This window comes from Spirulina sp. 06S082 (assembly GCF_034932145.1).
In the GTDB taxonomy this organism is placed as follows: Bacteria; Cyanobacteriota; Cyanobacteriia; order Cyanobacteriales; family Spirulinaceae; genus CCY15215.
On the sequence record NZ_JAYGHV010000168.1, the window covers coordinates 1 to 12,545 of the forward strand.

Genomic DNA, 12,545 nt, shown 5'->3' on the forward strand with positions numbered 1-12,545 from the left:
CGCGATCGGGGGATAATGGTTGGCGTTTGTCCATTGAAGATCGCATCACTTTAGTACAAGAACAAGATAATATTCATTTATTGCAGGTGATTCCCTTTTTAGATATGGGGATGGTCTGGAATAATCCTAGCAACCCAGACCAAATCGCTAACGAGCATTTTTTGGCGGGTGCAGGGGTAGGATTGCTTTATTCTCCCGTGGAAAATTTAAACTTGCGCCTCGATTTAACTTTGCCTTTAGTGAATATCCGCGATCGCTCTGTTAATGCTCAAGATGATGGGATTTATTTTAGTCTCGCTTATAGTTTTTAAGAAAATACCTCCTTTCTGTTGGGTTCTATAATATTTACTAAGAGTTCTTGATGCAATTGGGCGCGATCGCGGAAAGATTCAATTTGTGCTGAATTCAAAGGCGTTCCATTAGCATAATAGTCCAACCAAGCACGACAAATAATATTGGGGTCATCGGGAATATTGGCTAATTCCCAACCCGGTATATTAATCTCTTCCATCAGTTGGCTAACTTTAGGATCGTAACTGAGGGCAAAACAGCGACATTGCTCAGAAGCGGCCATAATTAAACCGTGCAAGCGCATGGCGATCGCCATTTCTACCCCTTGAAATAATCCCTTTAATTCCCTCGGGTCTTCTAGGGTAATGATACGAGACACACCGGGTAGTCGAGTCGCAAAAGCCTGAGCCATTTCTAAATCTTGGACGGGTTGAAAAGGGACGAGTAAAATTGTTGTTTCTGTAGCTTTTTGGAAGGAACTCAGGGCATGAGCAAGGCAATCGAGACGATGTACGGTAAGTTGGGGATGAGGGCGCAAAATCACGGCGACTCTAGGGGCGTGTAGATTTCCCAAACCTGAATAAGATTTGGCTTTTAATGCCCAAACTGGATCTGGAGATAATAGATTTTTAATTTGCCAGTCAGCCAATAATTGTGCTGAAGCGCGATCGCGGACGCTAACGGCATTGCAGTGAGAGAGGACTTGTCGGGTCAGCCACCGCGTTATGGGACGTTTTAGGGGTCCGATGCCCTGCGCCCAAGCAATGGTCTTTAAGCCGCGTTTCTGCGCCATTGCCATTAAGCCCCCATAGTAAAAAGGACTGGCAAAACTGGTGACATCTTGCATTAAACTTCCCCCACCCCAAATGAAATAATCGGATTTCTTCAAGGCTTCAAGAATGCGAAAGCCAGAAGCGCGATCGCAGCTTTCGATGCCGTAGCGCTGATAGGTTTGTTGAGGATCCCCAGAAAGGGCGATCGGGGTGATAGACTCGGGGAGCATTTGCAGCAGGGTTGCGAGGAGGGCTTCATCACCGCCATTGCCTTTGCCATAATAACCGCACAATATTGCCCGAGTTGTTCCCATTAGTAAAAGATTGAGTCAAAAGTAAAAAATCAACTTAACATTTTTTGCGCCAGCAATGAAGGCGATCGCGCCGGATATTTCCCAGCAAAAACCCCCAAACCTTTCTCAAGTTTGAGGGAGATGAGAAGCAAGTCAACAAAATAGCCTACATTTCTCGCACTGTGGGTTTGCCGTCTTTAATTTCTCCCACTAAAACCAGATCGACACAGTTAACAAATAAACCGTTTTCCAAAACCCCAGGAATATTATTGATTTTTTGTTCCCAACCCACGGGATCGTCGATGGACTCGAACTTAACATCTATGACTAAATTACCTTGATCCGTCACCACTGGACCTGCTTTTTTCACTCCCATCCGTAACTCGGGTTTGCCCCCCAATCCTGCCAAAGCCCGCATAACTGGGGCGATCGCCATGGGAATCACCTCTACGGGTAACAAGAAAGTTGACCCGAGTTTATCCACTAACTTCCCGCTATCCACCACAATAATAAACGTCTCTGCGAGATAATCGACGACTTTTTCTCGCGTATGTGCCGCCCCTCCCCCTTTAATCAGGTTTTTCTTGGGGTCTACTTCATCGGCCCCATCAATGGCAATATCAATGCGATCGCAAGCGTCCAACGTTGTTAAAGGAATGCCATACTTTTTGGCCAGAACTTCAGCCTGAAAAGAAGTGGGAATGCCGACAATATCTTTTATTTCTCCAGATTTAAGGCGATCGCCGATAAATTGAATAGCATAAGCTGTTGTCGAACCCGTCCCCAATCCCACTACTTGCCCAGAAACAACTCGATCTGCTGCCGCTTTCCCGACTTGCTGTTTCATAAGGTTAATTGGCTCTGCGGTCATGATTTCTTGCTCCTACGGTTTGTAATAATTTTGTCTGCACGACAAAGGAATCATCGTCGGTGACAGACTCGATGATCCTCAATTGCTATAGAACTTTTGTATTAAGAATTGGTTGTTTGAGCGGCAAGCATTTCCTTGAGCTTTGATAACTCCGTTGCCCAGCGAGGATCTGGCTGAATTGAATCGCTTTTGCCTCCTTGTGGGTTAGTCCGTTTTGATTGTTTGGACTTCCCACCACCGGAAGAACTACGCTTACTCGCAGACGGTGTAGGTGTTTTGACTTCTTGAGAACCTTCCTCAGAAGTTTCCCCTTCCGATTCTTTCTCAGACTTTTTCGCCCGAGGTAGTGCTTTCTCTATTTTTAGGGGACTTTCCATAAATGTCTGACCGTTGTATTTTTCGATCAAGGCATCGGCTGCTTCATCCGTCGATACTGTAACAAAGGCAAATCCCCGACATTTCCCCGTTTTACGATCCTTGATCACTTTGGTCGATATCGTTCCTTCAATACCCTCAAAAATGTCGTGTAAGGCTTGACGGTCTACGGGTTCCTTGGGCAAATTCCCAACATAAAGGCGAATAGACATAAAAATTCTCTCCAAATTTGAGCTAATCCAAAAAAAAGTCGGGGTGTTGGCGATCTCATTTCACGTTTCACGCAAACTAAATCTGTATTGTATACAACATGAAGACAAAACTCTATCTATTTAAGTTTGTACGTTCATTTCTCGGTGCTAGGACAAACCTATAATTTCACCCCAAATCTAATTATTACAGAATGTTCACACAATGCGTCATCAATTTAACAGATTGACAATTCCTTCTCAATTATCAATGCAACAACACTCAAAAAATAGCACAAGTTAAGACATCTTCCCTCTCCCCACTTTTTTTGTTCGCTTCGAGCAATCCCATTTCTCGGGTCTTGGTATAACGTTGGCAGCGATTTTGTCAAGATATGAATACAATCTTTACAGAATGTATAAAGCAATACTTGGCATTTTTGTCAAATCAATGTTATATTTCGTTACATAGCAGCAACGCATTTCATCATCCCCGCTCTAGATGGCATTGGGATTTTTAACGCGATCGCTGCTCGAGTCGTCAAGTTCGTCGTTTGGAGTATCCAACCATGTCACAACCCATTGAATTATCCTTAGAACAAAGGTTCAACATTCGGTCTTTTGAGATGCAGGTTCAAAAGATGAGTCACGAACAGGCACAAGAATTTTTAGTCAAACTCTACGAGCAAATGCTGGCGAAGGAGAATATGTATAAGGAGTTCATCAAGCACGAGTGGGGAATTGGTGCGCCCATGAATCCCGCTCAATAGTGGCAGGCGATCGCCAATAGGGGAAATCAAACTGGAGCGCCTCTTTCTCGGGTTGAGTTTCTAGAAGGGGAACATGACGGGGGATTGTGGGAGGGCTTCTTTACTTTGTTCTGGGCAAGGCAAGGCGATCGTACATTTTTATTAAAAAATATGCAAAAAGGCTATATTTCTCAACTATAGTTTGAGTAGGGTTTAGTTCGTGAACCCTATTTCAATCTATCGACCTATTATTCTTCTCACTATGTTTCAGCATTGTTTAATTTGTACGGACTTCTCCGATGGTTTGCATCGCTTAATTGGATTCGTACCCAGTCTTGCCGCAGGAGGACTCAAACGGATTGTTTTCTGTCATAGCGTCCCAGTTCGAGAAGAAGGATCGATCCCCAAGATTGACAAGGACAAAATTAAAGAAGCGGAAGCACAGCTTGCTCCTTGTTTAATTGGTTTACCTCCAGATGTGGAAGTTAAAATCGAAGTTCCGGTAGGGCGACCGATGGATACGATTCCCAAGTTAGTGGAGGAGTATGGGATCGATGTAGTTTTCACTGGGATGTCTACTAAAAATACCTTGCAAGAGACTCTTTTTGGCAGTACAACCCAAGAAATGGCCAAGGTGACAGAAATTCCTTTAATGATTCTCCGTCCTCAGTTAATTTCTACTTATACTCGCGAAGAACTGGCATTGCGCTGCCAGCATTTATGGCGCTATCTACTTATTCCCTACAATGATGGTAAGACAGCAAAATATTTAATTGAGGAAGTGAAAAAATATGTCAGCAAAAATCTGCCCACTGCTCCTCAAAAGTGTATGCTCCTGTGGGTAACAAGTGAAGGCGTTCGCAGAAGCGTTCCCGAAAATTATCAAATTGAGGAAGCGCAAAACAAGCTGGAAGAAGTGAAAGCCGATTTAGAAACTGTGGGTTTAGAGGTTAATACTGAAGTTCGTACTGGCAATCCTCTACACGAACTTTTAGATGCTGCCTTGACTTTTGATATTAGCGCGATCGCCACCTCCCATCTTTCCCGCAGCGCCCTCCTAGAATTCACTGCTCCCAGTTTTGCCAATGAAATCCTGCGTCATAGCTGGTTTCCCATCCTCTTTTTCTCCCCGAAAAAGTAATTCCAACTATTAACACCTCGGCAAACTCAGTGCATAGCTATCAACTATCAACTATCAACTACTAGACGGGTATTGGGTTTGCGCGGCTTCTAACTTCATTAAAATCTTGGGTTTTAACTTCTCAAATTCTTGTTTGAGTAAATTTTTACTCATGGTGGACTGACCGGCATCGCGCAATCCCTTACTGGTATCAGCCCAATGTAATAGGCGCTTGCACTGTTCGGGATCGATGGTAGAATTCATCACGTGCTGACACTTAGACACATTTTCCAAGGCAAAAAAGAGCATCCGATATTCCCCTGATTCTCCTAGTAAGCGCGTCGTGTTTTGACCCATAGAAGTTTTCATGTCTAGATAGCAGGGCAGCCAACGTGGACCATGCTGGGGACTGTAAAGTACAGTGATCCATAACAGCATGGGATGAGGAATCGTAGAAAAGAGAAATTGATTGTAGCGGGTACTCAAACGACGATTAAAAATATCTTGCTGTTCGATCATAATCCAGAGAGTTGAAAGCACTCCTTTGGGGGTGCGAATGAAGCGAGGAAAAACAATTTTTTGCTGAGGCATTGTTTGCGGCCAAGTCATTTGCAGGCATAAGTCTTCGAGGGATGATTCTGTGGGGGTGGGCTGGCGATCGCCCTTGGTGTCTTTTTCAATTTTAGCCGGATGGCGATCGCGATCGTAGCGTTCGGCGAGGGGGGAGATGACCTTGAGAATTTCCCCCATATTCTCTGGGCGATCGTCGGGCTTTTTCGCCAGACATTGCATAATCAGGCTATTAAGTTCGGGAGGAATATTAAGTTCGGGTTTGAGAGGTAGAGGTTTAAAATCGTGGTGCGCCTTATACCAACCCCCAAAAGAGTTATTTTCCGGCAATAGGGGCATTTCATTGGCCAGCATCTCGTACATCATCACCCCCAAACTGTAAATATCAGAGCGACGATCTAACTCTTTTCCCTCCATTTGTTCCGGGGAACAGTAAGCGAGAGTTCCCATAAATGAGTGAGTCTGCTCGCGATTTTCTTCAATTAGTTTGGCAATCCCAAAATCGAGAATTTTTACCAGTTCTCCCAGGGTCGCATCTTCCATTAAAAGGAGATTGCTGGGCTTAATATCGCGATGGATAATTTTATTTTTTTCGCCTTTAAAAATAATGCCTTCGTGGGCGCATTGTAGACCGAGACAGGCTTGACGGATAACTCTTAAGAAGCGAGAAAGAGAGATATCTCGCTTGCGAATCAATTCGCTGAGACTTTCTCCTTCAAGAAATTCCATCACGTAATAGGGGACTTCTTGGGCATCGACCCCGTAATCTCGAACTCGGACAATATGAATCGTTTTTTCGGCTAATAGGGCGCAGATCGTCGCTTCTCGCTCAAAGCGATCGCGCATTCTTTTATTCAGCAGAGTTTGAGCCAGAAACTTCACCGCGACAATTACGCCCCCCAGTAGGGTATCTTCGGCGCGGTATACTCTCCCCATCGCTCCTTTGCCAGCGAGTTCGAGGAGATGATAGCGGTTGGCCAATATGCGATCGGTATAGGGGTCTTTTGTCATAATCGGACTCCAATCCTAAAAGAGAGGAGGTGGGTTCGCATAAATACTAATGACACGCTAAAGATTAACGAATAATCAATAACCAATAACCAATTAAGGTGAGATTTAGATGCGTTCTAAACTGGCTTCCATAATTGTAGTTAAGGAATGACCTGTCAGAATCCCGCTCGAGAGATGATAAGTATTATCATCTAATCGGTAGAGGGTTTCAAAGCCGCTCTGTCGCTGACGTTCATCGTCGCTAATCACCATATAGCGCTGAACGATGGATTCCGGCGCGATCCAGCCCTCTCCTTCAACTCGACCTAATAAACTATGTTGAAGAACGAAATTATACTGACGCTCTCCCGATTCCAGACGACCCCGATATTGTAATGAAATGGCTGCGCGATCGCTTTGGGGAAATTCCAGTTTGGTCACCCATGTAAACCAATTTTGTTGTCCCCAAGCGATGATGGTTCTGCCTTTAACGGCAACGGGCAGGTCATTTTTCTCTAACCAGTTGCCTTGTAGAATCCAACGTCCTTCCTCCAATAAAAAGGTATGAGCCACAATACCATCCTTTCGATATTCTTCTCTCAGTATACCCTTCATCAGAAGAAAGGATGAATGTCTCCGAGGGGTAAGGGTTGGCTGGCTCCGGTGACTCGGGGTACATTACCGGGGCGATCGCCGATGCGCCAGTAGGCGAGGAGGGCAAAGGCGATCGCTTCTTTGAAGTCGGAGTTAACCCCCACTTCATCGACGGTGAGGACGGTGGCGGGGGAGAGATGTTGAGCCAAACGCTGCTTGAGATAAGCGTTACGGTTTCCTCCTCCCCCCAAAAGAACTTCTTTGGGGAAGTGGGGGAGAAAATTGCGGTAACTGCGGGCAATGGATGCGGCGGTGAGTTCGGTAAGGGTGGCCAGCCAGTCTGCTTGGCTCAATTCTGCTTCGGTATCGGCAAAACACCTGGCTAAGTATTCTTTCCCAAAGAGTTCTCGTCCGGTAGATTTAGGGGGCGGGAGGTGGAAAAAATCCTGTTGCAGCCAGCGTTCGACGAGTTCGTGATGAGGGGTGCCTTTTGCGGCCCAATCTCCATTGCGATCGTAGGTTTCTCGCCCATTGGTGAAGCGTTCGACGGCAAGATCGATGAGGACGTTGGCGGGTCCGGTATCCCAGCCGATGACTTCGTTCTCTCTTTGCAGGAGGCGGGGGGGTAAGTAGGTGACGTTACCGATGCCGCCGAGGTTCTGGACGCAGCGATATTCTTTGGGATGGCTGAGGAGTGCCAGATCGAGGCGGGAAACGAGGGGCGCACCGTGACCTCCGGCGGCAATATCGGCAACGCGAAAGTTACTGACGGTGCGGGTTTTGGTTATTTTGGCGATGAGGTCGCCCCGTCCCAGTTGCAGGGTATAACCGATCGCATTTTCCTTGGGGGGACGGTGAAAGACGGTTTGGCCGTGGGAGCCGATGAGGGTGGCGGGGGGTTGGTTTTGCTGGATATCGAGGGCGGCGATCGCAAATTGTCGGGCGATCGCATCATCTAATTGTGCCAGTTCTTCTATTGAGAGGCGATCGCCGCCGCAAACTCCGAGAATTTGCGATCGCAGTTCTTCAGGATAAGCATAAGTTTCCCCGGACAGCAATTTGACCTTGATATCGAGGTCATCTCCGGTAATTTCGGTTAGCACTGCATCGATTCCATCAACGGAAGTGCCGCTAATTAAGCCAACAACTATCATTAACTACAACTAAGGAACAATTTTGATTATCGGCGATGGGCAGGCGATCGGGCAAATTGAAGGGGAGGAGGCAAAAAAATTGAGGCTTGATTTCCAAGATTATCACCTTCTCTACATTCGCCTTTGTCCTGAATTAATTATTGCTAGGGAGATTATCGGGGTCTAAACCCATTGCAATAAGGCGATCCCTCAATTCTTGTAATGCTGTTTGTGCTTGTTCTTTCTCCTGTCGTTCGTATTCTTTCTCCTGTCGTTCGCGTTCTTTCTCTTGTCTTTCTCGTTCTGCTTCTTCTGCTTCTGTGGGAATTAAATTACCCGCAGCATCATAAAATCGCAACCATAAACGCTCTATTCTGTTATGACGTCCTTGCCATAACCTCAGTCCTAATTCCAACTCTTCTAACCATAATTGATTATTAGCGATTTCTAGCTCTTGGTAGCGACTTCCTTCCCAATGAAATGCTCGAAAATAATCCCGTTCCCGTTCGTAAATTATATAGTATGGCACTTGCAGAAATTCTTCGTATACTTGCCATTTTGTCGGTGGTTCGTCGATATCTCTACGAGTTTGTCCTAAGTCTTCTCTTTGCGTACTTGGTGATAATAATTCCACCACAATAAACGGGTTAATTTCTTCTTGCCATACCACATAACTCATCCTTAAATCTCGCTCTTCATACAGTCGAGGCACTCCGACAACTCCAAACCAATCCGGACGCTTATATCGCTTTGTATTCTCTGCATCATAGTAAATATTCAGATCCATTGCCGAGAAAACTCGATCTGATGGGTAAGTGGAGGGTTGAAAGGTTTGCTCTAATAGTTGAGCTTGAATGGGATGATATTGGTCGGGCAAACCGGGTTCTCCTACTTCTTCGCTGGGCAAGTCGTACATGGTTGGTAGGTCTTCTCTCTTGGGGGTTAAAGAGAGTTTTTTCTGCCTTTGGGTCAGGTTAACCATTTTAGATGAAAAAGTTCTTTTATTCTATGTTATCATTTTTTTCTGTTTCGGCGATCGCATTGTTGAGTAAAGTTTCGAGATTAATCTTTTTTTCGTTTTCGTTTTTGTTTTCGCCTCGCAACTTCTGCGCGTAATGCTTTTAATTTATAAGGATCGGCATCTTTGCGCCAATAGAGACGATAATTTTTGAGAGTAACGCAGCGATCGCGCAAAAGTTTCAGCCAATCTTGACGCTTGCGAACCAAATTTCTCTCTTCTAATAATCCCCAATCTCTTTCTTGTTGGCTCAATTTGGCGAATTTTTCATAATTGGGATAGTCGGGGGTAATTAATTGCTCTTTTTCATGAAGAATGGAGGGATTATCACGATCGCATTCCCAATATTTAACCTCTAAATCTCGCAGGTCAATTTGCATGGTCGTTTCTAAAGCCGGATGAGGTTCTGTATCAAAATCGGGGTAATATAAATAGGAAATTTTCGGTGCATTGAGATGAAATTTTATAACTGTTACAGATTCTAAACGCCCGATCGTTCGACTCGCACAGCCTTCATAAAGACGTAATAAGGGATCGAGTTTTTCGAGGACGCTAATATGCACGAGAAAGGAATTTTTATATTTTTTTCCCACAAAACTTTCTTGACAAATATCAGCAATATTCTCTAAATCTCCTACCGTTAATAACATCATATCTGCCAACAAGCAGGCGTGTTTGTAACTGCCAAAAAGTGCTTTAAAATCCTCTCTAGCTTGTCGCGTTAATTTTCGCGATGTTAATCTATGGGTAAAGTGAGTGAGAGCGAGATAAACCTTCATATCTTGGCGACGTTTTTCCGCGATCGCTTCCCATTCTTCTTCATCGGTTGCTTGTAAAATTAATTGAAATGCGCGTCGATAAGTTTTAAATTCTGCTAATATTTCTTCTTCTTCTTTTAATTCTTTTTTAACAGGCAATCGTCCTCTTTCGGTGATAAATACCATTAAGGGAGCCAACATTTCTGCATAGTCTTCAAAACGCCTAACTTTCACAGTAATTCTTGGCGTTGTTGCCCGCGATCGGAAGCGCGATTCGCGAAATATTTCAGCTTTAGTTTCATCTCGAAAAACAAAGTAAATTCCTAACGCAACAGGAATAGAATTAACCTCTAAAACTTGGTCGATATAGGTTTTTAATTCTTCTTGCTCATAATATTTTTGGAAAGTATTCCGACGAGTAATAATACCATCTTCGTAAGCAATTTGGCCATCTAGCTTATCTCGTATTAGCACTTGTGCAGAGACAATTAAAACAGTTTGTGTTAATTCCCATGCTTTAATTAATGCCTCTCTTCGTTCTGCTAAATCTTCAATAACATTAATAATATAACCTAAGTTAACAATATCCGCCGAAATAAGCGGCATATTGGGACAATAATAAGGATCCCAACCTGAACTTTCATAACCTTGTTTGGCAATCCGTTCAATGTCTCCCCCATGACCGCAACCATAGTCGAAAAAAGTTGTTTCTGGAGTAAACAATTCTGCCTCTAATGCAGTACGAACAGGACGAGAAAGGTGTTTGCGAACTATTGCCGCTTTGTGGCGATCGATGCGAGGAGTTAAATTATCTGGAGTGAGAATAATATTATCTTTTTTCTGAATAACTTCATGGCCGGAAATATGAACTCCTCGTCGGTGTAGTTTTTGCAACCATTCTCGTCGAGTGCCAATAAATCCAGATTTATCTAATAGTCCTAATCTTTCTTCAATGCAAGTGAGTTGTCGAAATTGTTTATAAAAAGGATAATTGGTTGTTACAAAAGTTTCTTTGCGATGGAGAATGGGAGGATTTTCTGAGTGACTATAATCGCGATAATTAGCTGTTAGCGTATTGAGATCGACTTGGATACTGGCAGATAAAGCAGGATGAGGATCGATGTCAAAATCAGGGTAAAATAAATAGGAAAGTTTGGGTTGTTCGGTATTAAATTTAATCAGGGTTGCCCCTTGAATTTGCTTGCTTGCTTGTCTGGCATAATCTTCGTAATCTTGTAGAATGCGATCGAGGGCAGAAAGGGCGCTAGTATGGACGTAGAGAGCAGTAGGAAGGCGCTTCCCTATCAAGCTGGTTTCACATTTTTGGACGATTTCAGTAAAGCGATCGCGATCGATTTCCATGATTTTCTTCCCGTTGTTTTTGATTTGCACAAGGGATTTCTTTTTAAATTTACCGAGGGTTGGCAAAATTGGGAACGCACAATTAATATTTATTTACGTTAGAGTAAAACTATATAAAAAAAAGTCCTTCTCTTTTAGGAATCTCATGTTCAAAATTTCTCTTACGATCGCCGGTTTATTAAATATCCTTCTTCTCTTGGGTTGCAGTCATTCCAGTCGCGATCGCGTGGAGTCTACTGCTGTTGCGTCAGGAAGTTCCCCTGTTGAGAATTCTGCGATCGCATCTCCTCATACTGCATCTGGCAAACCAGTTATTTCCCAAAATAACACTTTGATTTCTGGTGAGGGTATAGGACAAGTAAAATTTGGCATGACTTTCGCAGAAGCCAAAGCGGTTTTAGGGGAAGAAGTGGAGTATGTTTTAGAACCTCATTATATTGTTGATTTTGATGCGATCTCAGTCCGTCAAGATGGCGAAATTTTATTTTATATCCTCCATTTTGCAGAACAGCCATTAAAGGATGATGACTTAATTACTTTTTTGCAAACGAATAATCCCGCTTTTCAAACTGCGGAAGGTGTTCATGCAGGAATGCTAATAAAAGATGCAGAAAAGATTTATGGGAAAGCTAGTTTATTTACCAGCGAAGTTGAATCTCGCGAGTCGGTCAATTTCCAGAATGAACCAAAAGAAAAGCTCTATTTTGGTACATTTGGTGGGGGTGCAAACGCAGATATTCCTGCGGGAATTTATCCCGATCCCGATACTCTGCCACGGGACACCACTGAATATCGAGAAGATGCAACGATTCAATATATTTCAGTCTCCTGCGGTCTTAAAATTTGTTTTGAACAAAATTGATTATTTGGTGCGATCGCACGAAATCGGGGTAAGGAAAGCACCTACCCCGATCGCATAGCTCAAATTTTGTAGCTCAAATTTAGCTCGAAAATTTACTTGTAAAGTTCGGAAGCCAAACGATAAGCTAAAATACCGGGTAGTAAGGCAATCATCAGGGCAACAAAAACTTGGGTTTCCGTCATGGTTATTAAACTCCTTAAATGTTCTTAATCTGAATTGAATCCCAATTTCGGCTATCCTTGACTTATTCCTCGCCAGATTGTTACAAAATTAAATATTTATTCCCTGTCAATAAGCTCCTTTTGTTGGCAAATCTATCTTAAACGTCAAAAGAGGACTCCCGTTAGAGCCGACAGGCTTAACGGCGAGATGAATTTTGACCAGCAAATAAAACCGACCCAAGGGAGTCAGTTTTATTGAAATTGTGCTAGTCTGAAAAAGCCAATGCACCCAAGTGTGCCGAGATAGGCCGAATTGGTGATTCTCGCCAGATAAAATGTCCGACCAAAAAGAAGTACCTGATAGCAGGGGCGGCATAGTTTATGAAGGAGAAGCCGAAACATAATTAAGTTTTTGGTTGTCTGCTGTCGGGCAGTCA

The 12,545-nt window shown here is 43.7% G+C and carries 12 protein-coding genes and 1 pseudogene; 4 read left to right on the top strand and 9 right to left on the bottom strand.

The window, feature by feature from the left end; all coding sequences use genetic code 11:
* A pseudogene (locus VB714_RS12540) lies at positions 1 to 311 on the top strand (ShlB/FhaC/HecB family hemolysin secretion/activation protein); the annotation flags it as partial.
* Here VB714_RS12540 and csaB read toward each other — a convergent pair.
* The 3 genes from csaB to VB714_RS12555 all read right to left on the bottom strand — a co-directional run bounded on the left by csaB (position 308) and on the right by VB714_RS12555 (position 2,815).
* Positions 308 to 1,378, bottom strand: a complete 1,071-nt coding sequence (gene csaB, locus VB714_RS12545) for a polysaccharide pyruvyl transferase CsaB (RefSeq protein WP_323224627.1) — start codon at positions 1,376 to 1,378, stop codon at positions 308 to 310. The pseudogene VB714_RS12540 and the gene csaB overlap by 4 nt on opposite strands.
* A gap of 145 nt (positions 1,379 to 1,523) precedes the next feature.
* Positions 1,524 to 2,228 carry a ribose-5-phosphate isomerase RpiA gene (gene rpiA, locus VB714_RS12550; RefSeq protein ID WP_323224629.1) on the bottom strand — a complete coding sequence of 235 codons (705 nt, stop codon included), beginning with the start codon at positions 2,226 to 2,228 and terminating at the stop codon, positions 1,524 to 1,526.
* A gap of 101 nt (positions 2,229 to 2,329) precedes the next feature.
* Positions 2,330 to 2,815 carry an RNA-binding protein gene (locus VB714_RS12555; protein WP_323224631.1) on the bottom strand — a complete coding sequence of 162 codons (486 nt, stop codon included), beginning with the start codon at positions 2,813 to 2,815 and terminating at the stop codon, positions 2,330 to 2,332.
* A gap of 545 nt (positions 2,816 to 3,360) precedes the next feature.
* Here VB714_RS12555 and VB714_RS12560 point away from each other — a divergent pair.
* Together VB714_RS12560 and VB714_RS12565 are read left to right on the top strand one after the other, a co-directional pair.
* Entirely contained in the window at positions 3,361 to 3,561 is a 201-nt protein-coding gene (locus VB714_RS12560) for an NblA/ycf18 family protein (protein WP_204102203.1), read from the top strand.
* A gap of 199 nt (positions 3,562 to 3,760) precedes the next feature.
* The gene (locus VB714_RS12565; protein WP_323224634.1) at positions 3,761 to 4,681 is read left to right on the top strand and encodes a universal stress protein; all 921 of its coding nucleotides are present in this window, start codon (positions 3,761 to 3,763) and stop codon (positions 4,679 to 4,681) included.
* Between the two features lie 54 nt (positions 4,682 to 4,735).
* On the opposite strand, the gene VB714_RS12570 is transcribed toward VB714_RS12565, so the two are convergent.
* The 5 genes from VB714_RS12570 to VB714_RS12590 all read right to left on the bottom strand — a co-directional run bounded on the left by VB714_RS12570 (position 4,736) and on the right by VB714_RS12590 (position 11,085).
* Entirely contained in the window at positions 4,736 to 6,241 is a 1,506-nt protein-coding gene (locus VB714_RS12570) for a serine/threonine-protein kinase (protein WP_323224636.1), read from the bottom strand.
* A gap of 105 nt (positions 6,242 to 6,346) precedes the next feature.
* Positions 6,347 to 6,793 (bottom strand): hypothetical protein, encoded by a 447-nt coding sequence (locus VB714_RS12575; RefSeq protein WP_416309667.1) that lies wholly within the window; start codon positions 6,791 to 6,793, stop codon positions 6,347 to 6,349.
* 41 nt (positions 6,794 to 6,834) lie between these two features.
* The gene (locus VB714_RS12580) at positions 6,835 to 7,968 is read right to left on the bottom strand and encodes an anhydro-N-acetylmuramic acid kinase (RefSeq protein ID WP_323224640.1); all 1,134 of its coding nucleotides are present in this window, start codon (positions 7,966 to 7,968) and stop codon (positions 6,835 to 6,837) included.
* A 133-nt stretch (positions 7,969 to 8,101) separates the two neighbouring features.
* A complete protein-coding gene (locus tag VB714_RS12585) occupies positions 8,102 to 8,929 on the bottom strand; it encodes a Uma2 family endonuclease (RefSeq protein WP_323224642.1) in 828 nt (275 codons plus the stop codon).
* A gap of 80 nt (positions 8,930 to 9,009) precedes the next feature.
* Positions 9,010 to 11,085, bottom strand: a complete 2,076-nt coding sequence (locus VB714_RS12590) for a DNA phosphorothioation-associated putative methyltransferase (protein ID WP_416309668.1) — start codon at positions 11,083 to 11,085, stop codon at positions 9,010 to 9,012.
* Positions 11,086 to 11,230: 145 nt separating this feature from the next.
* Between VB714_RS12590 and VB714_RS12595 the strand changes: the two genes are divergently transcribed.
* Positions 11,231 to 11,947, top strand: coding sequence for a hypothetical protein (locus tag VB714_RS12595; protein WP_323224646.1), 717 nt, complete (start codon positions 11,231 to 11,233; stop codon positions 11,945 to 11,947).
* Between the two features lie 92 nt (positions 11,948 to 12,039).
* Here VB714_RS12595 and psaM read toward each other — a convergent pair whose 3' ends face one another.
* On the bottom strand, positions 12,040 to 12,135 hold the full coding sequence (gene psaM / locus VB714_RS12600; RefSeq protein WP_323224647.1) for a photosystem I reaction center subunit XII: 96 nt from the start codon (positions 12,133 to 12,135) through the stop codon (positions 12,040 to 12,042).
* Between the last annotated feature and the right edge of the window lie 410 nt (positions 12,136 to 12,545).